The following is a 23,389-nucleotide window of genomic DNA, read 5'->3' as shown; positions in this document are numbered from 1 at the left end:
CAAGGGGTGTTAGATTGATCCAGGACTATCGATGCGTACGGTTGTGGGCTTGTATCCACATAAGCCGGAAAAGCGAGTCGCCGATACCGAATCGTTACATGCTCATGCCTTGCCGGAAACCAATCCAGCGGCGCTAATTTGTTCAACCGATCGACATTATTCCGGTGCGGAGCCTCGGCGTGGCCCGCACCTGATCGCCACTGGTGCGGACCTCGGCGGGCCCACACCGATCCGACCGGGGACGGTCTGCGGCGAGTCGTCCCCATGCCCCCACCACTGTCCAGCACGGACAAAAGGAGCATGGAGTGTCTCCATCCCGCCATCGCCGCGCACGTCGCGGCCCACTGGGTGCCGGTCTACTGGCCCTCTCCCTACTCGCCAGCGGCCTGATCGGCGGCACCGCCGCCCAGGCCGCTCCCGTCGCGGCGGCCCTGCCACAGGCCGCACCGGCACCGGCGGCAGCAGCCGCCGAACCCTTCTCGGTCCTGGTCTTCTCCAAGACCGCCGCGTTCCGGCACGACGCCATCCCGGCCGGCATCGCCGCGATCCAGAAGCTCGGCACCGACAACGGGTTCACCGTCGACACCACCGAGGACGGAGCCGCCTTCAACGACACCAACCTGGCGAAATACCAGGCGGTGATCTGGCTCTCCACCACCGGTGACGTGCTCGACGCCACCCAGCAGGCCGCGTTCGAGCGCTACATCAAGGCCGGCGGCGGCTACGCCGGTGTGCACGCCGCCTCGGACACCGAGTACGACTGGGCCTGGTACGGCAACCTGGTCGGCGCGTACTTCTCCGGCCACCCGGCCAACCAGCAGGCCACCGTCAAGGTCGAGGACCCCGCGCACCCGTCGACCGCCGACCTGCCGGCCCGCTGGTCCCGGTTCGACGAGTGGTACAACTTCCGCACCAACCCCCGCTCCAAGGTGCACGTGCTGGCCAGCCTGGACGAGAAGTCCTACAGCCCGGGTGCCGGCGCGATGGGCGCCGACCACCCCACCGCCTGGTGCCAGGACTACGACGGCGGTCGCTCCTGGTACACCGGTGGCGGCCACACCCAGGCGTCGTACACCGAGCCGGAGTTCCTCAGCCACCTGCTCGGCGGCATCCGCACCGCGGCCGGGGTCGAGAACGCCGACTGCGGCGCCACCAAGACCTCGAACTTCGAGAAGATCACCCTCGACAGCAACACCAACAACCCGATGGAGCTGGACATCGCTCCGGACGGCCGGGTGTTCTACGCCGAGCGTGACGGCCGGGTGCAGATCGTGAAGCCGGACACCGGCAACACGGTCACCGCGACCCGGCTGGACGTGTTCACCGGCAACGAGGACGGCCTGCTCGGGTTGCGCCTCGACCCGGACTTCACCACCAACAAGTGGATCTACCTGTACTACGCACCGGCCGGTGGCGCCCCGCGCAACTACCTGTCCCGGTTCACCGTCAACGGTGACACCATCGACAAGGCCACCGAGAAGGTCGTGCTCCAGGTCGACACCCAGCGCAACACCTGCTGCCACGCCGGCGGCAGCATGACCTTCGACTCGAAGGGCAACCTCTACCTCGCCACCGGCGACAACACCAACCCGTTCGAGTCGAACGCGTTCACGCCGATCGACGAGCGGGCCGGCCGGCAGGACTACGACGCGCAGCGCAGCGCCGGTAACACCAACGACCTGCGCGGCAAGGTGATCCGGATCCACCCGGAGGACGACGGCACCTACACCGTCCCGACGGGCAACCTGTTCGCCCCGGGCACCGCGAAGACCCGTCCGGAGATCTTCGGCATGGGCTTCCGTAACCCGTTCCGGATCGGCGTCGACCAGAAGACCGACACCCTCTACGTCGCCGACTACGGGCCGGACGCCTCGGCGGCCAACCCGAACCGTGGCCCCGAGGGCCTGGTGGAGTGGAACATCGTCGCCACGGCCGGCAACTACGGCTGGCCGTACTGCACCGGCAACAACAAGGCGTACAACGACTACACCTTCCCGTCCGGGCCGAGCGGGGCGAAGTTCGACTGCGCCGCGCCGGTCAACGACTCGCCCAACAACACCGGCCTGACCAACCTGCCGCCGGCCATCGCGGCGACCGTGGACTACGGCTACGCCGGCGACCCGCGCTTCCCCGAGATCGGCGGCGGCGGCGCCCCGATGGGCGGCCCGGTCTACCGCTACGACGCCGACAGCACGTCGAGCCGCAAGTGGCCGGCGTACTACGACGGCAAGGCGCTGCTCGGCGAGTGGAACCAGTCGAAGATGTACACGATGCAGGTCAGCGCGGACGGCAAGACGCTGATCGACATCAACCAGCTGCTCACCGGCATGCCGATGATCCGCCCGATGGACTTCGAGTTCGGTCCGGACGGCGCGCTCTACATGATCGAGTGGGGCACCGGCTTCGGCGGCAACAACGACGACTCCGGGATCTACCGGATCGACTACACCGCAGGTGACCGCGCCCCCATCGCCGAGGCCAGCGCCGACCCCACCTCCGGGGCGGCACCGCTGACCGTGAAGTTCTCCAGCGCCGGGTCCCGTGACCCGGACGGCGGCACGCTGACCTACGCGTGGAAGTTCGGTGACGGGCAGACCTCCACCGAGGCGAACCCCACCCACACCTACACCGCGGCCGGCGACTACACCGCGCAGCTCACCGTCACCAACCCCAAGGGCCGTACCGCCGTGGCGAACGTGCCGGTGACGGTCGGCAACACCGCCCCGACGGTGACCATCGAGTTCCCGCCCAGCGGCGGTTTCTTCGAGTGGGGCGACCAGGTCAAGTACACGATCAAGGTGACCGACCCGGAGGACGGCACCGTCGACTGTGACCGGGTGCAGCTGCAGGTGCTGCTCGGCCACGACGAGCACGCCCACCCGCTGGAGCAGCACACCGGCTGCACCGGCACCGTGCAGACCTCGCTGGCGTCCGGGCACGGCGCGGAGGCGAACGTCTTCGCGGTCTTCGAGGCCACCTACACCGACGACGGCGGCACCGGCGGCGCCGGCCCGCTGACCGGTCGGGCGATCGAGATCCTCCAGCCCAAGCGCAAGCAGGCCGAGTACTTCACGGCCACCGGGCGGGCCCCGGGCAGCACCGGCGGCGGTGACCCGGGCGTGCAGAAGGAGACCACCAGCGACCCCGCCGGTGGCGGCCAGAACATCGGCTTCATCGAGGACGGCGACTGGTGGTCGCTCGTCCCGGCCAACCTGACCGGGGTCGAGCAGATCCGGTTCCGGGTGGCCTCCGAGGTCCAGGGCGGTCGGATCGACGTGCACGCCGGTGCCGTCGACGGCCCGGTCGTGGCCACCGCCACCGTGCCCGGCACGGGCGGCTGGCAGCAGTTCGTCGACGTGACCGCGCCGGTGACGGCCGGTGCCGAGGGCGCGCTGTACTTCGTCGCCAAGGACCCCGCCGGTGGCGCGGGTTCGCTGTTCAACGTCAACTGGATGGACTTCATCGGACGGGGCGTGACCGACAACGCGCCGCCGCAGGTGACGGCCACCGCCACCCCGGCGACCGGCACCGCGCCGGTCACCGTGACCTTCACCGGCACGGCCACCGACACCGAGGGTGACACCCCGCTGACGTACGCCTGGGACTTCGGTGACGGCGGGACGGCGACGACCCTGAACGCCACCCACACCTACACCACCCCGGGCACCTTCACCGCCACCCTGACGGTGACGGACAGCCGGGGCGCGAAGTCCTACGCGACCGTCCCGGTCAAGGTGGACGCGCCGAACAACTCCTGCCTCGGGGCGCGGTCGGACGAGTTCACCGGCAACACCCTGGACAAGGACCGCTGGACGGTGGTCCGGGAGAACCAGCTCTACTCGGTCTCCGGCGGGTCGCTGCGGCTGCCCACCTCCTCCGGTGACCTGTACGGCTCCCGCAACGACGCGACCAACCTGGTGCTCCAGCCCGCACCCAGCGGGGCCTGGCAGGCCACCACGAAGGTCACCGTGCCCGTCACCGCCGACTACCAGCAGGCCGGCCTGCTGATCTACGGCGACGACGACAACTACGCCAAGGTGGACCTGCTCTACGGCGGGTCGCGCAAGGTGGAGTTCATCCGGGAGACCGCCGGGACTCCGCGCAACGACGCGGCCGACGCCGTGGCCGCCCCGGCCGGTGACACCATCTGGCTGCGGCTGATCAGCGACGGCACCAACCTGACCGCGCAGTTCTCGACCGACGGTGCCACGTTCACCCCGGTCGGCCGGTCCGCCGCGCTGGCCGGCATCACCAACCCCCGGATCGGTCTGCTCGCCCTCAACGGCGGCACCACCGCCCCGGTGGTGGACGCGGTGTTCGACTCGTTCCTGGTCTCGCCGGACGCCCCGGCCGGCCCGGTCAGCCCGTCGGACGAGTTCACCGGCACCACGCTCGACAAGTGCCGGTGGAACGCGGTGCTCCGGGAGGACCCGGCCGCCTACCGGGTGGCCGACGGCGCACTGAAGATCGACGTGCCGAAGGGTGACATCTACGGCACCAGCAACACCGGTCCGACGAACTTCATCCTCCAGACCGCGCCGAGCGGCGACTGGACCCTGGAGACGAAGGTCGACGGCAGCGCGCTGGCCGAGCAGTACCAGCAGGCCGGTCTGATCGTCCACGCCGACGACGACAACTACGTCAAGTTGGACTACATCGTGGACAACCAGGCCGGGCAGGCGGTCTCCCGGCGGATCGAGTTCCGTGGCGAACTCGCCGGGGTGACGCAGAACCCGCAGCCCCAGGTCTCCAACCTGACCTCGGGGGTGTGGTACCTGCGCCTCGCCCGGGCCGGTGACACCTTCACCGCGTCCTACTCGGCGGACGGGCAGGAGTGGACCACGTTCGAGACGGTGACGAACACCGCCGTCGGGGCCACCCCGAAGATCGGTCTGTTCACCCTCGGCGCGAACGCGGCCACCTCGAAGACGGCCTCGTTCGACTACTTCCGGCTCTCCACCAAGGCGGCCGACACGACCGCCCCGGTGACCACGGCCACCGTCTCCGGCACCCCGACCGAGGGCTGGTACACCGGCCCGGTCACCGTGACGCTGGCGGCGGCCGACGAGGCCGGCGGTAGCGGGGTGGCGAGCACCGAGTACCAGCTCGACGGGGCCACCACGTGGACCGCGTACACCGAGCCGGTGCAGGTCACCGGGGACGGCACCCACGAGGTGCGGTTCCGCTCGACCGACGCGGCCGGCAACGTGGAGGCGACGAAGAAGGTCGCCGTGAAGATCGACGCCACCGCGCCGGTCAGCTCGGCGTCGTTCGCCCCGGCCAACGACGACGGCTGGCACAACGGCACCGTCCCGGTGGTCATCACCTCCACCGACGCCGGTTCCGGGGTGAAGAAGCTGGAGTGGTCGCTCGACGGCGGCGCCTGGACGGCGTACACCACGCCGGTCGAGGTGACCGGGGACGGCACGCACGAGCTGCTGTACCGGGCCACCGACGCCGCCGGCAACGTCGAGGCGCTGAAGTCGGCGGTCGTGAAGATCGACGGCACCAAGCCGACGCTGCTGGTCTCCGGCATCGCCGACGGCCAGCTCTACGGTGACAGCCAGGACGTCCGGATCTCGTGGCAGGCGGTCGACCCGACCTCCGGCATCAAGACGACCTCCGGCGTGCTGGACGGCCGGGCGTACACCAGCGGCACCCTGCAGGCGCTGTACGAGCTGCCGCTCGGCCTGCACGAGCTGACGGTGACCGCGACCGACAAGGCGGGCAACTCCACCACCTCGACGGTCCGGTTCTTCGTCACCACCTCGTTCCGGGACATGCAGAACCTGCTGGACCGGTTCAAGGCGACCGGACGACTCACCACCAAGGCGCACCGTCAGCTGTCCAACAAGCTGGACGCGGTGCGGGAGTCCGAGGCGGCGGGCAACGACAAGCGGGCGGTGCAGCAGTTGACCGCCTTCAAGGCGTTGGCCACCGACACCGCGGTGGTGACCGACACCGACGTGCGGGACGTGCTGGTCCGTGACGCCGACGCCATGATCGTCCGGCTCGGCGGCGCGGCCACCAAGGCCGGCGTCAAGGCGAACAACAACAAGTCGGTCGACGGGGCCGGCCGGCTCGGTGCCGACCCCACCCGGATCGCCAAGGGCGGTTCGCTGTAAGGAGCACCACGGGGCCGCTCCCACCGTCGACACCGACGGTGGGGGCGGCCCCTCCACATCGGAAGGGAGACGTCGATGCGTAGCTTGAGAGCCCTCGCCGCGCTGGTCGTGGCGGCCCTGGTGGCCCTGCCGGCGGGGCCGGCGGCGGCGCACGGCGGGAAGGTCAAGCTGACGGTGGCCGGTGACGGTGCCGGCGGGGTGACCGTGATGGCCGTGTACGCCGACGGACACCGGCTGGACCAACCGGTCCGGCTCACCCTGACCGCCGAGGGCGAGGGTGGCCGGACGGCCGGGCCGGTGCAGATCGAGCCGTCCGGGGAGGGGCAGGGCTTCTACAGCAGCGGCCCGCTGCTCTCCCCCGGCGACTGGCGGGTGACGGTCAGCGCCCCCGCCCCCTACCAGAGCACGGCGACCGCGCAGGTGCAGGCCCGGGTGGCCCAGTCGCCGTCGCCGGTCGCCGTCGAACGCCCGGCGACCGGGGCGCGGGAGACCGGAACGGTCTGGTGGCGGTGGTGGGCCGGCGGCCTCGCCGTGGTGGTCGTCGCCGGGTTGACGCTGCTGTGGTGGCGTCGCCGGGCGCACCCCGGGTCCGACGAACCGGCCGGCCTGGGCGGCTGAGCACCGCGTCACCGGTCGGGCCCGAACACCGCGACGGTGTCCGGGCCCGACCGCGTCCGGCCGGTGTGCTCAGAGCAGGGCGTCCAGCGCGTCGAGGTCCTCGTCGGTGGGCTGCCAACCGCCGGCGGCGGCGTTCGCGCGGACCTGCTCGGCGGTGGTGGCGCCGGCGATGACCGAGGCCACCGCCGGGCGGGCGGCCAGCCCGCCGATGGCCACCTGGAGCAGCGTCAGCCCCCGCTGCGCGGCAAACGCCTCCAGCGCCTCGATGGTGTCCCAGCGGGCGGCGGCGAGCCGTTCGGCGTACCGGCCGCCACCGGCGAGGCGGCTGCCGGCGGGCGGGGCGCTGTCGCGCCGGTACTTGCCGGTGAGCAGGCCGTTGGCCAGCGGGAAGAACGGCAGCAGTCCGAGGCCGAACCGCTCGCAGGCCGGGATGATCTCGACCTCGGCGTCCCGGTGGAGCAGGTTGTAGTGGTTCTGCGCGCTGATGAACCGGGTCAGCCCCCGGGTCTTCGCCGTCCAGTCGGCGTCGGCGATCTGCCAGCCGGAGAAGTTGGAGTTGCCCAGGTAGCGCACCTTGCCGGCACGGACCAGGTCGTCGAGGGCGGCGAGCGTCTCGTCGACCGGGGTGTCCGGGTCGGGCTCGTGCAGCTGGTACAGGTCGATGTGGTCGGTGCCGAGCCGGCGCAGCGACGCCTCGACGGCCCGCACCACGTACCGCCGGGAGCCGCGTACCCCGAAGTCGCGGCCGTTGCGCCCGCCCATCGACATGCCGAACTTGGTGGCCAGCACCACGTCGTCGCGCCGCCCCTTGAGGGCCTGCCCGAGCAGTTCCTCCGAGCCGCCCGGCGGCTCACCGTAGATGTCGGCGGTGTCGAAGAAGGTGATCCCGGCGTCGAGCGCGGCGTCGACCACCGCCCGGGTGCCGTCGATGTCGAGCTTGCGGCCGAAGTTGTTGCAGCCGATGCCGACCACGGACACCACGAGCCCGGAGTCGCCCAGCCGGCGGTAGGTCATCTCAGTCACGAGAGCCACCCTATGCCGCCCGGAGCGGCCCTGACCGGCGACGACCGCGCCCGATGACCAGGCGTGGTCGTCGCCTCACGGTGAGCGCGACCGGCTCAGCCGACGTCCCAGACCGGCTCCGGGGTCTCCACCACGTCGCCGTCGCCCCGGAACAGCACGAACCTGTCGAACGAGCGGGTGAACCAGCGGTCGTGGGTGACCGCCACCACCGTCCCGGCGAAGGCGGTCAGTCCCGCCTCCAACGCCTCCGCCGAGGCCAGGTCGAGGTTGTCGGTCGGCTCGTCGAGCAGCAGCAGGGTGGCCCCGGACAGTTCCAGCAGCAGCACCAGGAACCGGGCCTGCTGGCCGCCGGAGAGGGTGCCGAACCGCTGGTCGCCCTGGCCGGCCAGCTCGTAGCGGCTCAGCGCCGCCATCGCCGCGTGCCGGTCCATCCCGTCCCGGTGCTCGTCACCGCGCCACAGCGCCTCGACCAGGGTCTTCGCCATCAGCTCCGGCCGGTCGTGGGTCTGCGAGAAGTGCCCCGGCCGGACCCGGGCACCCAGCCGGACCACCCCGGCATGGGCCACCGGGGCCAGCGCGGCGGCCCCGTCCACCGGGCCGTTGGCCGGGTCGGGGTCGGTGCCGCCCCGGGCCAGCAGGCGCAGGAAGTGCGACTTGCCGGTGCCGTTGGCCCCGAGCACCGCCACCCGGTCGCCGTACCACAGCTCCAGGTCGAAGGGGTAGGTCAGGCCGTCCAGCTCCAGCTGTTCGCAGATCACCGCGCGTTTGCCGGTCCGACCGCCGGCCAGCCGCATCCGGATGTCCTGGTCCTTCGGCGGTACGGGCGGCGGCCCGGCCTCCTCGAACTTGCGCAGCCGGGTCTGTGCCGCCTGGTAGCGGGAGGCGAGCCCGTCGTTGTACGCGGCCTTCTGCTTGTACATCAGCATCAGCTCGCGCAGCTTCTGGTGTTCCTCGTCCCAGCGGCGGCGCAGTTCGTCGAGGCGGGCGTGCCGGGCCGTACGGGCCTCGTGCCAGCTCGCGAAGCCGCCCGGGTGCACCCAGGCACTGCCCCCTTCGACGGCGGCCACCCGGTCGGCGGTGTGCGCGAGCAGTTCCCGGTCGTGCGAGACGTACAGCACCGACTTGGTGGACTCACGCAGCCGCTGCTCCAGCCAGCGTTTGCCGGGTACGTCGAGGAAGTTGTCCGGCTCGTCGAGCAGCAGCACCTCGTCGGGGCCGCGCAGCAGCAGCTCCAGGGCGAAGCGCTTCTGCTGCCCGCCCGACAGGGTGCGCACCGGGCGGTCCCGGGAGGCGTCCCAGGGCAGGTCGAGCACGGTGGTGGTGACGGTGTCGAAGAGCACCTCGGCGTCGTACCCGCCGGCCTCACCCCAGGCGGCCAGCGCGTCGGCGTACGCCAGCTGGGCCTTGCCGGCGGCGGTGCTGTACTTGCCGCGCAGTTCGGCCTCGCGCATGGCCCGTTCGGTGTCGGCGAGCCGGTGGCCGGCCGCGCGCAGCGCCGGTGGGGCCAGCGACAGGGCCAGGTCGGCCAGTGTCGACTCGTCGCCGATCATGCCGATGAACTGCCGCATCACGCCGAGCCCACCGGATCGGGCGATCACGCCGGTACGCACCGGCAGGTCACCGGCGACCATCCGCAGCAGCGTCGTCTTGCCGGCGCCGTTCGGCCCGACCAGGGCGACCTTGGCGCCCTCACCGACCCGGAACGACACGTCGGCGAAGAGTTCCCGACCGTCCGGGAGGATGTACCCGACCGCTGCCACGTCCACGTATCCCACGTCGGCATCCTGCCCGAGTCGCGGGGCCGGGCGACACTCGATTACCTGGTGACCCGCAGCACCCGGTAGCCCCGCTGGCTGGCCTGCCGCACGACGGTGAATCCCTCGTCGCCCAGCCAGCGGTGCAGCGAGTCGCCGCCGAGGTGCCGGGCCACCACCAGCCAGCCGACGCCGTCCGGGGCGAGCCGGGGCAGCCAGCGGCGCAGCAGCGCGTGCAGTTCGGGCTTGCCGATGTGGATCGGCGGGTTGGACCAGATCTGGGTGAAGGTGACCTCGGCCGGCACCTCGTCCGGGGCGACCGCGTGCACCCGGTCGGCGGCGTCGACGCGGGCGGCGTTCGCGGCGGTCAGCTCGCGGGCCCGCGCGTTGACGTCGACCGCCCACACGGTGGCGGTCGGCGCGAGGTCGGCCAGCACACAGCTGATCGGCCCGAACCCGGAGCCGATGTCGAGCAGGTGACCGCCGGTGTCGGCGGTCGGCAGCGCGGCCTTGCGCAGCAGTACGGCGGTGCCGGGGTCGAGCCGGGCGGCGGAGAAGACCCCGCTGGCGGAGACGAGCGTGTAGTCGCGCCCGGCGACGTGGAACTCGACCTCGCGGGGGTGGGCCGGGGCGCTGGGCTCCGGGGTGAAGTAGTGGTCGCCGGTCACCGGGGCATTCTTCCACCGGCCCGGACCGGTCCCGTCGTCGGCGGTCGGTGTGCCCGGTGGGGTCGCCGGGGTGGTGGTCCGGTGGCCCGACGCGCCATGCGCGGTATTTCCTAGTTTTATCCCCTAAAGGGGCAATGAACCCTACTCTGGGCGACATGGTATATCGGTACGAGTCCGCTGAGGACGCGTTTGAGGAGAACCCGCGGCCCGGGGCGGACCTGCCGCTGGTGCAACCCGGCCCGACCGCACCGGCCGGGCCCTCCCCGTCCCGCTTCCCGGCCCCCTCCCTGCCCCGGACCACCCGGCCGGCACCGCCGGAGGCCGATCCCGTCCCGATCCGCTCCGCCGTCCAGGTGCCCGCCCCGACGTCCGCGCCGCAGCGGTCCCGGTCCCGCCGCTCCGGCGACGCCCGCGGCGGCCGGCTCTGGCAGATCGCCGTCGGCGGGGCGGCGGTGCTGATGCTGCTCGGCCTCTGCGGCATCGGCGGTGCCCTGCTGCTCATCGACCGCACCGCCACCGACGACCCGGCGCAGAACGGGGCGGCGCCGACGGCGACGGTGAGCACCGCCCCGACCGACCAGGCCGCCACCGGTCCGCTGGACTCCCGGGACGTCGACCGGCAGCCGTTGACCGTCAAGGAAGTCTTTCCCGACAAGACCCTGGTCGTCGGCGTCGACCGGCACGAGTACCAGGTGCTCAAGACCCAGGCCGGCGCGAACTGCGCCGTGGCCGCCACCGGTGAGATCGCCGACCTGCTGGTCACCCTCGGATGCAGCCAGGTGGTCCGGGCCACCCTGCGCTCCCCCGACGGCGACCACCTGCTCACCGCCGGCCTGCTCAACCTGACCGACCTGGCCACCGCGCAACGCGTCCGGGAACGGATCAGGCCGCTGCTCGACGACCGGCGTGGCCGGTTCCGGGGCATGCCCGCCGGGGAGGACACCGAGTCGGTCGCCACCGCCGCCGCCCGTGTCGCCTGGCAGGTACGCGGCCACTACGTCGCCTACTGCCTGGTCACCCGGGACGACGCCGGTGCCGTCCCGGCCGGTGACCGCGACGTCCGCGAGATCATCTACGACCTGATCGAGCTGCACCTGGACAAGGGGGTGCTGGACCGTCGCGCGGCCGGCGTCAGCGTGGACCAGCCCACCGCCAAGGCCAGCGGCGCCTCGGCCACCCCGTCCGCCGAGACCCGCCGGACGCCCACCGCCTCCCCGCCCGGCGACGACCCGGACACCGACGAACTGCCCGGCGACTGACCGCCGGCGACGCAGGCCCGGCCGGAGCGGCCGGGCCTGCGCCTGAGGAGCCGGCCTGGGACTGGCCGGCGGCGTGCCCGGTCGCTACGCCGGTTCGACGGGCAACCAGAGTTCGCGGGTCGGACTACCGGGGTCGTCCGTCGGCTCGGGCACCGCGACGATCTCCGGGCCCGGCCGCAGACGCCACGGGTTGAAGGGGAACCACCCGGTCGCGGCAGCCGCCCAGGTCCGCTGCAGGATCTGCGGATACGGCCCCACGACCCGGATGACCACCCAACGGCCCGCCGGCACCTCGATCACGTCCAGGTCGGCCGGGACCGGCGTGCACCGGGACACGGCCACCCCGTGCAGGTACGTCAACTCGCTGCCCTCGTCGTAGTCCGCGTCGAGGTCGTCGCAGACCGCGAGCAGACCGGCCGGCTCGGCGTCACCGAGTGTCTTCAGGCGCAGGTGCTCCTGCGCCGGCAGCGCCGCAACGTGCCGCTTGATGTACGGGTTGACGCCCCGGTGGATCAGGGGAACCCGGGTGGCGTGCCCCACGAGCCGGAATGCGGGACGGCCGACGATGCGGGTGTCCATGCGTTCGTTCCCTTCGGCGCTGCGGCGGAACCTGAGCCGTGGTGCGGGGCGACCCGGTCGTTCGTATCGTGGGCCGACGCGCGGGCGGCACACCCGACAGAAGCGGAGCGGGAAGTGTCGGGCGGTCGGTACCGGTGCCGCCACACGATGGGCGCATGGACGACACGACACTGGTATCCCGGTTCCTGCGCGACGGTTTCGTGAAGCTGGCGGGCGCCGTCGCGCCGCGCGTGGCCACGGACTGCGCGCGGCTGCTGTGGCGGGAGACCGGCTGCGACCCGGACGACCCGGACACCTGGACGAAACCCGTGCACTGGGTGCCCGGCATGGCGCAGGGGCCGTTCGCCGCCGCACCCAACTCCCCGTTCCTCCACCACGCCTACGACCTGCTCGTCGGCGCGGGACGCTGGGAGCCGCGCTACTCACTGGGCACGTTCCCGTTGCGCTTCCCGCACCCCGACGAGCCGGACGACGCGGGCTGGCACATCGAGGGCAGCTACCTTCCGGAGGGCGCGAACTGGTACTTCACGAACATCCGCTCCCGGGATCGGGCACTGCTGATGCTGTTCCTGTTCAGCGAGGTCGGTGACGAGGACGCACCGACCCGGATCAGGGTCGGCTCACACCTCGACGTGCCGAAGGTGCTCGAGAAGTACGGGGAGGACGGGGCGAGCGGCCTCGACCTCGCGCCCGACCTGGTGGCGGCGTCGGACCACCGGCCGGTCGCCCTGGCCACCGGGTCCCCGGGTGACGTATTCCTCTGCCATCCGTTCCTGGTGCACGCGGCACAGCCGCACCACGGGACGCGACCGCGCTTCATGGCCCAGCCGCCGCTGATGCCGGCGGCACCGTACGAACTGGAACGACCCGACGGCGCGTACTCGCCCGTGGAGATCGCGATCCGCCGGGGACTCGGGCAGGACACCCCCGACCCTGCGGTACCGGGGAGGCGGGACCACCGGTGAGGGGACGGGTGAGTGGCCGCAACGCGCGGTTCCAGCAGTGGGAGGCCCTGCTGCGCAACCGGACCAAGCGGCAGCGTCGCGGCGAGTTCCTCGTGCAGGGCGTACGCCCGATCGCGATGGCCGTCGAACACGGCTGGCAGGTCCGGGAGCTGCTCTACGACGCCGACGCCCAGCTCTCCGGCTGGGCCCGCGCGACCCTGGACACCGTCCGGGCCGAGCGGTACGCCGTCGCCCCCGACCTGATGCACGAGCTGGGCGGCAAGGCGGACACGGTGCCGGAGCTGCTGGCCGTGGTCGCCCTACCCGAGGACGACCTGCGCCGCATCCCGGTCGGGCCGACCATGCTCACCGTCGTGTTCGACAGGCCCGCCAGCCCCGGCAACATCGGGACCCTCATCCGGTCCGCGGACGCCTTCGGCGCGTCCGGCGTCGTCGTCACCGGCCACGCCGCCGACGTGTACGACCCGAAGGCGGTACGGGCGAGCACCGGCTCACTGTTCGCGCTGCCGGTGGTCCGGGCACCCTCGCACCAGGCGGTGCTGTCCTGGGTCGCCGACGTGCGGGCCGGCGGTGTCCACATCGGCATCGCGGGCGCCGACGAGCACGCCACACTGGATGCCGCCGACTACGACTTCACGCAGCCCACGCTGACCCTGATCGGCAACGAGACCACCGGTCTCAGCGTCGGCTGGCGGGACGCCTGCGACCAGCTCGTCCGGGTGCCGATGTCCGGGGCCGCCAGCTCCCTGAACGCGGCGGCCGCCGCGACCGTCGTGCTCTACGAGTCGGCACGCCAGCGCAGCGCCGCCGCCCGCCGGTAGCCCCGGGTCAGGACTCCACCGGCAGCCGCAACCGGCGGGTCCGGTCGGCGCGGTCGGCGTAGTCGGCCGGGTCGGCCGGATAGCCGACGGCCACCAGGGTCAACCCGTGCGCCGGCGCGACCGTCACCTCGCTCGAGCGTTCCCGCCGGGCGAGCAGCCCCGCCGGCCACCCGACCGGACGTCGACCGTCCCCGGCGGTCAGCATCGCCCCCACCAGGCTGCGCACCATCGCCTGGCAGAACGCGTCGGCCTGCACGGTGGCGACCAGGATGCCGTCCGGGTCCCGCCGCCAGTCCAGCCGGGTCACCTCGCGCACCGTCGTGGCGTTCTCCTTGCGCCGGCAGTACGCGGCGAAGTCGTGCTCCCCGACCAGGCCGGCCGCCGCGACGTTCAGGGCGGCCGGGTCCAACGCCCGGGGCCAGGCGAGGGTGTCCCACCGCCGCAGCGGCTCGGCACCCCACGCGGCGTCGGTCACCCGGTACTCGTACCGGCGGAAGGTGGCCGAGAAACGGGCGTCGAAGTCGGCGGGCACCTCCGTCATCGCCCGGACCCGGACGTCACCGGGGAGCAGCCGGGCCAGCCTGCGCAGCAGCCGCTCCCGGTGCTCCGCCCAGACGGCGGCGGGCAGGTCGAGGTGGCAGACCTGCCCGGTGGCGTGCACCCCGGCGTCGGTCCGCCCGGCCACGGTCAGGCCGGTCACGGTGCCCGCCCCGAGCACCAGGTCCAGCGTCGCGACCAGCACCCCGGCCACCGTGCGCCGGGTCGGCTGGGCGGCCCAGCCGGAGAAGTCGGTGCCGTCGTACGAGACGTCCAGCCGCAGCCGGATCCGCTCGTCCATCTCGTACCTCCCGTTCATGACGTCGGGCCCGGCACCCCAGGAAGGGGTGCCGGGCCCGACGGTGCTGCCGTTGCTCAGGCCTTCTTCTCGGTGGCCTCGGTCTCGGTAGCCTCGTCGCTGTCCTCGCGGGCGGCGGCGGTGTCACCGGACGCCGAGACCGGCGCCTCGGAGTCCTGGTCGGCCGGGGCCGCCGGGGCCGCCGGGGTCTCCTCGGCCGGGGCGAGCGCCTCGACCTTGTCCTGCTGGGCGGACTTGCGGGCGGCGGTCTTCTTGTTCGCCTTCGGCTCGGCGACCTGAAGCTCCTCCACCAGCTCGATGATCGCCATCGGAGCGGCGTCACCCTTGCGCGGGCCGGTCTTCACGATCCGGGTGTAGCCACCGTTGCGGTTGGCGTACCGGGGCGCGATCTGGTCGAACAGGGAGTAGACCACGTCCTTGTCCTTGACGACGCCCAGCACCCGACGGCGGGAGGCGAGGTCGCCCCGCTTGGCCTTGGTGATGAGCTGCTCGGCCAGCGGACGCAGCCGCCGGGCCTTCGTCTCGGTGGTCTGGATCTTGCCGTGCTGGAACAGCGCGGTGGCCAGGTTGGCCAGCATCAGCCGCTCGTGCGCGGGGCTGCCGCCGAGGCGGGGGCCCTTGGTGGGCGTGGGCATGCTTGGTGCTCCTCAGGTGTGGCGGCAGCGCGGACTAGAGCTGCTCGGTCTCGCGATAGTCGTCGGTGTCGTAGTCGGCCTCACCGAAGGCGTCCACGACGTGTGCCGGGTCGAAGTTCGGAGCCGAGTCCTTCAGCCCCAGACCCATCCCGGCGAGCTTCATCTTGACCTCGTCGATCGACTTCTGACCGAAGTTGCGGATGTCGAGGAGGTCGGCCTCGGTACGCCCGATCAGCTCACCAACGGAGTTGATGCCCTCGCGCTTGAGGCAGTTGTAGGAGCGGACGGTGAGGTCCAGCTCCTCGATCGGCAGGGCGAGGTCGGCCGCGAGCTGGGCGTCCTGCGGGGACGGCCCGATGTCGATGCCCTCGGCGGTCTCGTCCAGCTCCCGGGCCAGCCCGAACAGCTCCACCAGCGTCGAACCGGCGGAGGCCAGCGCGGTACGCGGGCCCATCGACGGCTTGGTCTCGACGTCGATGATCAGCCGGTCGAAGTCGGTCCGCTGCTCGACACGGGTCGCCTCGACGCGGTACGTCACCTTCAGCACCGGCGAGTAGATCGAGTCGACCGGGATCCGGCCGATCTCGGCGCCGGCCTGCTTGTTCTGCGCCGCCGTCACGTAGCCGCGACCCCGCTCGACGGTCAGCTCCATGTCGAGCCGGCCCTTGCCGTTGAGGGTGGCGAGCTTCAGGTCGGGGTTGTGCACCGAGACACCGGCCGGGGGCTGGATGTCACCGGCGGTCACGTCGCCCGGCCCCTGCTTGCGCAGGTACATGCTGACCGGCTCGTCGTGCTCGGAGCTGACGCAGAGCTCCTTGATGTTCATGACGAGCTCGACCACGTCCTCCTTGACCCCGGGGATCGTGGTGAACTCGTGCAGCACACCGTCGATCTTGATCGAGGTGACCGCGGCACCCGGGATGGACGACAGCAGCGTACGCCGCAGCGAGTTGCCCAGGGTGTAGCCGAAGCCGGGCTCCAGCGGCTCGATGGTGAACCGGGAGCGGGTCTCGTTGATCGACTCTTCGGAGAGAGACGGTCGCTGGCTGATGAGCATTTCTTCTCTTCTCTTCCGGGACGCCCGCTATATGACGTCCACGACACAAACTGTTCCGGTGGCCCGCCCCGCAGGACGGGCCACCGCAACGGGCCCTACTTGGAGTAGAGCTCGACGATCAGCTGCTCCTGGACCTGGGTGTCGATCACCTGGCGGGCCGGGAGCGAGTGCACCAGGACCTTCATCTGGCTCGGGATCGCCTCCAGCCACGCCGGAACGGTCTTCGAGCCGGCCTGGGCCTGCGCCACGATGAACGGGGTGAGCTCCTTGCTCTTGCCCCGGACCTCGATGATGTCGTGCTCCTTGACGCGGTACGACGGGATGTCGACCTTCTTGCCGTTCACGGTGAAGTGACCGTGCTTGACAAGCTGGCGGGCCATGTCCCGGGAGTGCGCGTACCCGGCCCGGTAGACCACGTTGTCGAGCCGCGACTCGAGGATCTGCAGGAGGACCTCACCGGTCTTGGCCTGCTTGGCCACGGCCTCCTCGTAGTACCCGCGGAACTGCTTCTCCAGCACGCCGTACACGCGGCGGGCCTTCTGCTTCTCGCGGAGCTGGAGCAGGTACTCCGTCTCCTTCGTGCGGCCACGGCCGTGCTGTCCGGGCGGGAACGGCCGGGACTCGAACGGGCACTTCGGGCCATCGCACTTGCTGCCCTTGAGGAACAGCTTCATCTTCTCCCGCCGGCAACGGCGGCAGTCAGCACCGGTGTAACGAGCCATCTCTCTCTAACCTCTCAGACCCGGCGACGCTTCGGCGGACGGCACCCGTTGTGCGGCTGCGGGGTGACGTCGGCGATCTGGCCGACCTCAAGCCCGACGGCCTGCAGCGAACGGATGGCGGTCTCCCGGCCGGAGCCGGGACCCTTGACGAACACGTCGACCTTGCGCATGCCGTGCTCCATCGCCCGGCGCGCGGCGGCCTCGGCGGCCAGCTGCGCGGCGAACGGGGTCGACTTGCGGGAGCCCTTGAAGCCAACCTGGCCGGCGGAGGCCCAGGAGATGACCGCACCGGTCGGGTCCGTGATGGACACGATGGTGTTGTTGAACGTGCTCTTGATGTGCGCCTGCCCGTGGGCGACGTTCTTGCGTTCCTTGCGCCGGACCTTCTTGACTGCGGCTCCGGCACGAGCCTTCGGTGGCATAAGTCTTCTGCGCTCCTGTATGGGTTCTCGATCGGCTGCTGGCTCTTCGCCTGGGCGCCGGCGTGGGAATTACTTCTTGCCGGGCTTCTTCTTGCCGGCCACGGTCCGCTTCGGGCCCTTGCGGGTGCGGGCGTTGGTCCGCGTCCGCTGGCCACGCACGGGCAGGCCCCGGCGGTGCCGGATGCCGGCGTAGCAGCCGATCTCGACCTTGCGGCGGATGTCGGCGGCGACCTCGCGGCGCAGGTCGCCTTCAACCTTGTAGTTCGACTCGATGTGGTCGCGGAGCTGAACGAGCTCCTCGTCCGTGAGGTCCCGAGCGCGCTTGTCCGGCGAGATGCCGGTAGCGGCGAGCGTCTCCTGGGCACGGGTGCGACCGACCCCGAAGATGTAGGTGAGCGCGATCTCCATCCGCTTCTCGCGGGGGAGATCCACGCCGACTAGACGTGCCATGTGCGGGCGTACTCCTCGTGATGTGTGGCGGAGGTGTGGACCCGTCCCACCCCGCTACCGACCAGTTCCGGGTCCGGCGCGTCGTGCGCCGGCGACCGGACGGCCGCTGCCCGAGCGGGCCCCGGCCTCCGACCGGGGGTTGGCCACGAGAAGGTACGCATGCGTACGTTCCGCGGCTGGGACGAGCTGGTGACGTGTTGTCGTCGGATCTGCGCGACCCGGACCGGTCCGCCGCCCTCCGTCACGCGGAGGGCGGGCTCGGATCAGCCCTGGCGCTGCTTGTGGCGCGGGTCGGTGCAGATCACCATGACCCGGCCGTGCCGGCGGATAACCCGGCACTTGTTGCAGATCCTCTTGACGCTCGGCTTGACCTTCACGGTTGCCTTACTTCCCATCCGGCCCGGTGACGCGGTGACCGCGACTCCGGACGTCGAAGACGGACACGGGGACTTCCCGGCCGCCGTCAGGCTTTACTTGTAGCGGTAGACGATGCGTCCGCGGGTCAGGTCGTACGGCGAGAGTTCGACGACGACCCGGTCCTCCGGCAGGATGCGGATGTAGTGCTGCCGCATCTTGCCGCTGATGTGAGCCAGCACCTTGTGGCCGTTCGCGAGTTCCACCCGGAACATGGCGTTCGGCAGAGGCTCGATGACCCGACCCTCGATCTCGATGGCTCCGTCTTTTTTCGGCATGTACTCCGCTGTCCTGACGTCGGTTGTTCCGGACGACCCACAACGTCTTACACGGGCCGCCCGACGGTCATCGGGGACCCGCGCCAGCCGCGGCTCCGGGCTCCCACCGAAGCGCGTGGTGGGCATGCCGGAGTGGACGCTGTGCGCCGATCTGAAAGTGTACGCCCGCCCACTGGTGGTCGCCAAACCGGCCACCGGTGGTGTCGCCCATCCGGACGAAACCGGGCGTCCTCCCCCGCAACGCCCGGCTGTCGGCGGTCGTTCCGGCGCTACTTGCGGCGCTTGCGCCGCCGCGTGTCGCGCACCGCCCGCCGGCGGTCCCGCCGGGCGGGAGCGCCGCCGGCAAACCCGCCCGTGGTACGCAGGAGCAGCAGAACCCCCCACGGGCCGAGCGCCCATACCGGCCAGTAGAACAGCAGTTCCCGGCTGCCGACCGAGGAGATCGCCCAGATCACGGTGAGCAGGGCCGCCACCCGCAGCCAGGGCACCCACACCTCGACCGGCCACCGGCCGGAGCCGGCACCCACGGGCACCGGCTCGCCCACCACGGTGCCCCCGGTCACCGGCGGCTCCGGCGTCACCTCCCGGTCGGGCACCGACGCCCCGGAACCGGACACCGGCGGGGCCTGCGGGTCGAGCGGGGCCAGCGCGGAGCGCTGCGCGGACGCCGGTGCCGGCAGATCAGCCAGGACGGTGTCGAGTTCGGCGTACGTCTTCGCCCCGTACGTCTGTTGCAGGCGCTCGTCGTACTCGTGCAGGTCCAGCCGGCCCTCTTCCAGGGCGACCCGGAGTCGTTCCGCCGTCGCCTCCCGGTCGGCGTCCGCCGCCCGCATCCGTTCCCGCCCCTGTGCGCCGGCCCGCCCCTCCATGCCGGCAAGCATGACACCACGGGTCCACCGCCGCCGAACCCGCAACCGCCCACCGGGCCACAGAGCAACTGCCGGCCCGGGGCACCGCCACCGTCACCGTCACCGCTGGCCGGCGCTGACCTGGCCAGCGCTGGCCCGGCCGGCACTCCCGCACGGCGCTGGTCCGCACGGCGCTGACCCGGCCGGCACTGGCCCGCACGGCGCTGGCCCGGCCGGCGCAACGGCACCGACACCGCCCCGACCAGCCCGGTCCGCGGCTACCGGGCGGTTCCTCTCGGAACCGACCCCGAGGGGTCGTCGGGCCGCTTCCGCGCTCTCCGCGAAGGGCCACCCGTGTCTCCGCTCACCGGTGACAGCCCCTCCCCACCGCATCCGTCCTCGGATCCTTTCGACCTGATGACATCAGCGATTCAGGTGCCTCTCGTGCCCCGGGTGAGCTTCACCGCCTGCGATCCACCGACGCTCCCCTCCGCCCACGACGGGGATCACGTCCGCTCCCCGGCCGGCGGTTGAGTCGTCAACGACATCAGCTCGAAAGGACCCGGGGTGCTCTACCGGCACCGGCCCGCCGGAGAACCGGACACGGCGGCGTGAACCACCGAGAACAGCACGCCCGCACACCGCAACCGCGACACCGCACCACCCGGCCATGCCCCAACCGGACGCCGCCCGCCCGGGGAACCACCCCTCCCGGGGAACCAACCAGCTCGGGACGTGCCTCGACCGGGCCGGCGGCGACGAGAGACACCGGCGAGGCGGACATCGGCCGGGCAGGGGGCCGGAGCCGTAGCTCGGGGGGCCTCGTGCGGGTGTGGCCGTGGGGCGGAGGCCGTAGGTCGGGAACCGTGACGGGTCAGGTGGCCGGGGAGTCGGCCGGCTGCCGGGCGGTCACCAGGTCGCCGAGCCGCGCCCGCCCGCCGTCGAACGCGGTCAGCACCCAGACCCCGTCCTCCAGCAGCGCCATCGAGTGCTCGACGTGCACCGCCATCGACCGGTCCCGGGTGACCACCGTCCACCCGTCGGACAACTCGACGGTACGCGGGGAACCCATCGTGATCATCGGCTCGATCGCCAGCGCCATGCCCGGCACCAGGCGTGGCCCCTTGCCGGGCCGGCCGTGGTTGAGCACGTGTGGATCCTGGTGCATCTCGGTGCCGATGCCGTGGCCGCCGTAGCCGTCGACGATGCCGTACCGGCCACCCTGGCGCACGGCTGTCTCGACGGCGTGCGAGATGTCGGTGAGCCGGCCACGGCCGTTCGCGGCACCCCGCGCGGCGGCGGCGATCCCGGCCCACATGGCGTCCTCGGCGACCGCGGCCATCTTCAACAGCGCCGGGTCGACCTCGCCCACCCCGACGGTGACCGCCGCGTCGCCGTGCCAGCCGTCCAGCACCGCGCCGCAGTCGATCGAGATCAGGTCGCCCTCCCTGAGCACCTGGTCGGCGGCGGGGATCGCGTGCACCACCTGCTCGTTGACCGACGAGCAGATCGAGGCGGGGAAGCCGTGGTAGCCCTTGAACGACGGGATCGCGCCCGCCTCGCGGATGGTCGCCTCGGCGATGGCGTCGAGGTCTGCCGTACTCACCCCGGGGGCGACCGCCGCGCTCATCCGGCGCAGGGCCTCGGCGACCACCAGGCCGGCGGCCCGCATCTTCTGGATCTGGTCAGGGGTCTTCAGCTGGATGTCCAGCTGGGCACGGCGCATGGAGCGGTCACCTTTCGTTGCCTTGCACAGCGAAACAGCGGGGCACGTCGCGTACCCCGCTGTTCGCACTCTATCCGCCGGGCCCCGGCGGGAGGTCAGCCGCCGTACGAGCGCAGCGCGTCGATCGCGCGGACGGTGACGTCCTCCACCGGGCCGGTGGCGTCGATCCCGACCAGCTTGTTCTGCGCGCCGTAGTAGTCGACCAGCGGAGCGGTCTTGTCGGCGTACTCCCGCAGGCGGGCCGCGATGGTCTCCGGCTTGTCGTCGTCGCGCTGGAACAGCTCGGCGCCGCACCGGTCGCAGACACCCTCCCGGCTGGGGGCGTCGAACTCGACGTGCCAGATCTTGCCGCAGCCCCGGCAGGTGCGCCGGCCGGAGAGCCGCCGGATCACCTCGTCGTCGTCGACGACCAGCTCCAGCACCAGATCCAGGGCGGTGCCCAGGTCGGCGAGGAGCTTGTCCAGCGCGGCGGCCTGCGGGGTGGTACGCGGGAACCCGTCGAGCAGGAAGCCCTCGGAGGCGTCCGGCTCGGCGAGCCGGTCCCGGACCATGTTGATGGTCACCTCGTCCGGGACCAGCTTGCCCGCGTCCATGTACCGCTTCGCCTCGACTCCCAGGGGCGTCCCCTGGGAGACGTTGGCCCGGAAGATGTCACCGGTCGAGATCTTCGGCACCGAGAGGTGTGCGGCGATGAACTCCGCCTGTGTGCCCTTGCCCGCGCCCGGCGGGCCAACCAGAACGAGTCGCATCTACCGCAGGAACCCTTCGTAGTTCCGCTGCATGAGTTGGCTCTCGATCTGCTTCACGGTCTCCAGACCGACGCCGACCATGATGAGCACAGCGGTGCCGCCGAACGGGAAGTTCTGGAACTGCTGGCTGTTCAGCCAGATGAAGAAGAAGTTCGGCAGGACCGCCACGATACCCAGGTAGAGCGCGCCCGGCAGGGTGATCCGGCTGAGGATGAAGTCGAGGTAGTCGGCGGTCGGCTTGCCGGGGCGGATGCCCGGCACGAAGCCGCCGTACTTCTTCATGTTGTCCGCGACCTCGGTCGGGTTGAACGTGATCGACACGTAGAAGTACGTGAAGAAGATGATCAACAGGAAGTAGATCACGATGTGCAGCGGCGCGTCGGCCTGCACGATGTTGTTCTGGATCCAGGCCTGGGTCTTGCCCGGGTCGTTCTGGTCGAAGAACTGGAGCGCGAGCTGCGGCAGGTAGAGCAGCGACGAGGCGAAGATGACCGGGATGACACCGGCCTGGTTCACCTTCAGCGGGATGTAGGTGGAGGTGCCGCCGTACATCCGCCGGCCGATCATTCGCTTGGCGTACTGCACCGGGATGCGGCGCTGCGCCTGCTCGATGAAGCAGACCGCGGTGATGACCACCAGGACCAGGGCGAGCACCAGGGCGAACTTGCCCCAGCCCTCGTTGGTCTTGATCTTCCAGCCCTCGCTGGGGAGCCGGGCCGCGATCGAGGTGAAGATGAGGACGGACATGCCGTTGCCGACGCCCCGGTCGGTGATCAGCTCGCCGAGCCACATCACCATGCCGGTGCCGGCGGTCATCGTCATGACCAGGATGCTGAGGGTCAGCCAGTCCGGGATGCCGGTGCCCTCGGGCACGATCGGGAACTGGTCGCAGCGGTTCTGGAACAGCTGGCCGGAACGGGCCAGCGCCACGAACGCCGACGACTGGAGGATGCCCAGGCCGAGGGTCAGGTAGCGGGTGTACTGGGTGATCTTCGCCTGGCCGGCCTGGCCCTCCTTGCGGAGCTGCTCCAGCCGGGGGATGACCACCGTCAGCAGCTGCAGGATGATCGACGCGGTGATGTAGGGCATGATGCCCAGCGCGAAGACCGAGAGCTGCAACAGCGCGCCGCCGGAGAACAGGTCGAGCAGGTTGAGCACGCCCGTGTTCTGGCCCTGCAGACTGTCGAGACACTTCTGCACGTTGCCGTACGAGACGCCGGGGCTGGGCAGAGTGGCGCCGAGCCGGTAGACCGCGATGATGCCTACTGTGAACAGCAGCTTCTTGCGCAGGTCAGGCGTACGGAACGCACTGAGAAAGGCGGACAGCAACTTCTTCCTCCTGCGCGCGGGCCGCCCGGTGGTGGTCCCTGGCGGGTGGGGTGGGTGCCGGGCAAGTGCCCGATATCCATGGCTGGGAAGG

Annotated in this window: 21 protein-coding genes; 5 read left to right on the top strand and 16 right to left on the bottom strand. The window is 71.4% G+C overall.

Annotated elements, in window-relative coordinates; translation table 11 throughout:
* The first annotated feature begins 305 nt into the window (after positions 1-305).
* Complete coding sequence (locus ACN265_RS02670; protein WP_421405924.1) at positions 306-6,125, top strand: ThuA domain-containing protein; 5,820 nt, start codon at positions 306-308, stop codon at positions 6,123-6,125.
* Between the two features lie 75 nt (positions 6,126-6,200).
* Positions 6,201-6,743 (top strand): hypothetical protein, encoded by a 543-nt coding sequence (locus ACN265_RS02665; RefSeq protein WP_421405923.1) that lies wholly within the window; start codon positions 6,201-6,203, stop codon positions 6,741-6,743.
* A 69-nt stretch (positions 6,744-6,812) separates the two neighbouring features.
* Here the strand turns inward: ACN265_RS02665 and ACN265_RS02660 are convergent, their stop codons facing one another.
* The 3 genes from ACN265_RS02660 to ACN265_RS02650 form a co-directional block, all read right to left on the bottom strand.
* Positions 6,813-7,775, bottom strand: coding sequence for an aldo/keto reductase (locus ACN265_RS02660; RefSeq protein ID WP_421405922.1), 963 nt, complete (start codon positions 7,773-7,775; stop codon positions 6,813-6,815).
* An 86-nt stretch (positions 7,776-7,861) separates the two neighbouring features.
* Positions 7,862-9,541: an ABC-F family ATP-binding cassette domain-containing protein gene (locus ACN265_RS02655; protein ID WP_420117738.1), complete on the bottom strand. Its 1,680-nt coding sequence runs from the start codon at positions 9,539-9,541 to the stop codon at positions 7,862-7,864.
* 41 nt (positions 9,542-9,582) lie between these two features.
* Entirely contained in the window at positions 9,583-10,188 is a 606-nt protein-coding gene (locus ACN265_RS02650) for a class I SAM-dependent methyltransferase (protein ID WP_204924866.1), read from the bottom strand.
* A gap of 155 nt (positions 10,189-10,343) precedes the next feature.
* Here ACN265_RS02650 and ACN265_RS02645 point away from each other — a divergent pair, with 155 nt between their 5' ends.
* Positions 10,344-11,447 carry a hypothetical protein gene (locus tag ACN265_RS02645; RefSeq protein WP_421405921.1) on the top strand — a complete coding sequence of 368 codons (1,104 nt, stop codon included), beginning with the start codon at positions 10,344-10,346 and terminating at the stop codon, positions 11,445-11,447.
* A gap of 84 nt (positions 11,448-11,531) precedes the next feature.
* On the opposite strand, the gene ACN265_RS02640 is transcribed toward ACN265_RS02645, so the two are convergent.
* On the bottom strand, positions 11,532-12,026 hold the full coding sequence (locus ACN265_RS02640; protein ID WP_204924864.1) for a GyrI-like domain-containing protein: 495 nt from the start codon (positions 12,024-12,026) through the stop codon (positions 11,532-11,534).
* 155 nt (positions 12,027-12,181) lie between these two features.
* Here ACN265_RS02640 and ACN265_RS02635 point away from each other — a divergent pair, with 155 nt between their 5' ends.
* Both ACN265_RS02635 and ACN265_RS02630 read left to right on the top strand, forming a co-directional pair.
* On the top strand, positions 12,182-12,991 hold the full coding sequence (locus ACN265_RS02635; RefSeq protein WP_421405919.1) for a phytanoyl-CoA dioxygenase family protein: 810 nt from the start codon (positions 12,182-12,184) through the stop codon (positions 12,989-12,991).
* A gap of 8 nt (positions 12,992-12,999) precedes the next feature.
* A complete protein-coding gene (locus ACN265_RS02630) occupies positions 13,000-13,812 on the top strand; it encodes a TrmH family RNA methyltransferase (RefSeq protein WP_421405918.1) in 813 nt (270 codons plus the stop codon).
* Between the two features lie 7 nt (positions 13,813-13,819).
* Here ACN265_RS02630 and truA read toward each other — a convergent pair whose 3' ends face one another.
* The 12 genes from truA to secY form a co-directional block, all read right to left on the bottom strand.
* The gene (gene truA, locus ACN265_RS02625) at positions 13,820-14,650 is read right to left on the bottom strand and encodes a tRNA pseudouridine(38-40) synthase TruA (protein ID WP_421405917.1); all 831 of its coding nucleotides are present in this window, start codon (positions 14,648-14,650) and stop codon (positions 13,820-13,822) included.
* A 74-nt stretch (positions 14,651-14,724) separates the two neighbouring features.
* Positions 14,725-15,303, bottom strand: a complete 579-nt coding sequence (gene rplQ / locus ACN265_RS02620; protein ID WP_421405915.1) for a 50S ribosomal protein L17 — start codon at positions 15,301-15,303, stop codon at positions 14,725-14,727.
* A 34-nt stretch (positions 15,304-15,337) separates the two neighbouring features.
* Positions 15,338-16,360 carry a DNA-directed RNA polymerase subunit alpha gene (locus ACN265_RS02615; protein WP_007073009.1) on the bottom strand — a complete coding sequence of 341 codons (1,023 nt, stop codon included), beginning with the start codon at positions 16,358-16,360 and terminating at the stop codon, positions 15,338-15,340.
* 95 nt (positions 16,361-16,455) lie between these two features.
* Entirely contained in the window at positions 16,456-17,082 is a 627-nt protein-coding gene (rpsD, locus tag ACN265_RS02610; RefSeq protein WP_067301470.1) for a 30S ribosomal protein S4, read from the bottom strand.
* Positions 17,083-17,096: 14 nt separating this feature from the next.
* The gene (gene rpsK, locus ACN265_RS02605; protein WP_030329919.1) at positions 17,097-17,504 is read right to left on the bottom strand and encodes a 30S ribosomal protein S11; all 408 of its coding nucleotides are present in this window, start codon (positions 17,502-17,504) and stop codon (positions 17,097-17,099) included.
* Positions 17,505-17,573: 69 nt separating this feature from the next.
* Complete coding sequence (gene rpsM / locus ACN265_RS02600; RefSeq protein WP_091241981.1) at positions 17,574-17,954, bottom strand: 30S ribosomal protein S13; 381 nt, start codon at positions 17,952-17,954, stop codon at positions 17,574-17,576.
* Positions 17,955-18,217: 263 nt separating this feature from the next.
* Positions 18,218-18,331, bottom strand: a complete 114-nt coding sequence (rpmJ, locus tag ACN265_RS02595; protein ID WP_012184307.1) for a 50S ribosomal protein L36 — start codon at positions 18,329-18,331, stop codon at positions 18,218-18,220.
* Positions 18,332-18,424: 93 nt separating this feature from the next.
* On the bottom strand, positions 18,425-18,646 hold the full coding sequence (infA, locus tag ACN265_RS02590; protein ID WP_007073013.1) for a translation initiation factor IF-1: 222 nt from the start codon (positions 18,644-18,646) through the stop codon (positions 18,425-18,427).
* Between the two features lie 269 nt (positions 18,647-18,915).
* Positions 18,916-19,515, bottom strand: a complete 600-nt coding sequence (locus tag ACN265_RS02585) for a DUF1707 SHOCT-like domain-containing protein (protein WP_421405914.1) — start codon at positions 19,513-19,515, stop codon at positions 18,916-18,918.
* An 853-nt stretch (positions 19,516-20,368) separates the two neighbouring features.
* Positions 20,369-21,220, bottom strand: a complete 852-nt coding sequence (map, locus tag ACN265_RS02580; protein WP_421405913.1) for a type I methionyl aminopeptidase — start codon at positions 21,218-21,220, stop codon at positions 20,369-20,371.
* A 95-nt stretch (positions 21,221-21,315) separates the two neighbouring features.
* Positions 21,316-21,969 (bottom strand): adenylate kinase, encoded by a 654-nt coding sequence (locus ACN265_RS02575; protein ID WP_088646992.1) that lies wholly within the window; start codon positions 21,967-21,969, stop codon positions 21,316-21,318.
* Positions 21,970-23,298, bottom strand: coding sequence for a preprotein translocase subunit SecY (gene secY, locus ACN265_RS02570; RefSeq protein ID WP_088646993.1), 1,329 nt, complete (start codon positions 23,296-23,298; stop codon positions 21,970-21,972).
* Between the last annotated feature and the right edge of the window lie 91 nt (positions 23,299-23,389).

It is taken from the genome of Micromonospora sp. WMMD730, assembly GCF_049178955.1.
GTDB lineage: Bacteria > Actinomycetota > Actinomycetes > Mycobacteriales > Micromonosporaceae > Micromonospora > Micromonospora wenchangensis.
The sequence above is the reverse complement of the archived record's forward strand: the minus strand, read 5'-3'. Positions and strand labels throughout refer to the sequence as shown.

Bases quoted from the DNA above. Each gene is read 5' to 3' on its own strand.
- infA (WP_007073013.1), bottom strand. From the start codon at position 18,646: ATGCCGAAAAAAGACGGAGCCATCGAGATCGAGGGTCGGGTCATCGAG.
- ACN265_RS02665 (WP_421405923.1), top strand. From the start codon at position 6,201: ATGCGTAGCTTGAGAGCCCTCGCCGCGCTGGTCGTGGCGGCCCTGGTG.
- ACN265_RS02640 (WP_204924864.1), bottom strand. From the start codon at position 12,026: ATGGACACCCGCATCGTCGGCCGTCCCGCATTCCGGCTCGTGGGGCAC.
- rpsD (WP_067301470.1), bottom strand. From the start codon at position 17,082: ATGGCTCGTTACACCGGTGCTGACTGCCGCCGTTGCCGGCGGGAGAAG.
- ACN265_RS02635 (WP_421405919.1), top strand. From the start codon at position 12,182: ATGGACGACACGACACTGGTATCCCGGTTCCTGCGCGACGGTTTCGTG.
- map (WP_421405913.1), bottom strand. From the start codon at position 21,220: ATGCGCCGTGCCCAGCTGGACATCCAGCTGAAGACCCCTGACCAGATC.
- ACN265_RS02645 (WP_421405921.1), top strand. From the start codon at position 10,344: ATGGTATATCGGTACGAGTCCGCTGAGGACGCGTTTGAGGAGAACCCG.
- rpsK (WP_030329919.1), bottom strand. From the start codon at position 17,504: ATGCCACCGAAGGCTCGTGCCGGAGCCGCAGTCAAGAAGGTCCGGCGC.
- rplQ (WP_421405915.1), bottom strand. From the start codon at position 15,303: ATGCCCACGCCCACCAAGGGCCCCCGCCTCGGCGGCAGCCCCGCGCAC.
- rpsM (WP_091241981.1), bottom strand. From the start codon at position 17,954: ATGGCACGTCTAGTCGGCGTGGATCTCCCCCGCGAGAAGCGGATGGAG.
- ACN265_RS02585 (WP_421405914.1), bottom strand. From the start codon at position 19,515: ATGGAGGGGCGGGCCGGCGCACAGGGGCGGGAACGGATGCGGGCGGCG.
- ACN265_RS02575 (WP_088646992.1), bottom strand. From the start codon at position 21,969: ATGCGACTCGTTCTGGTTGGCCCGCCGGGCGCGGGCAAGGGCACACAG.
- truA (WP_421405917.1), bottom strand. From the start codon at position 14,650: ATGGACGAGCGGATCCGGCTGCGGCTGGACGTCTCGTACGACGGCACC.
- ACN265_RS02615 (WP_007073009.1), bottom strand. From the start codon at position 16,360: ATGCTCATCAGCCAGCGACCGTCTCTCTCCGAAGAGTCGATCAACGAG.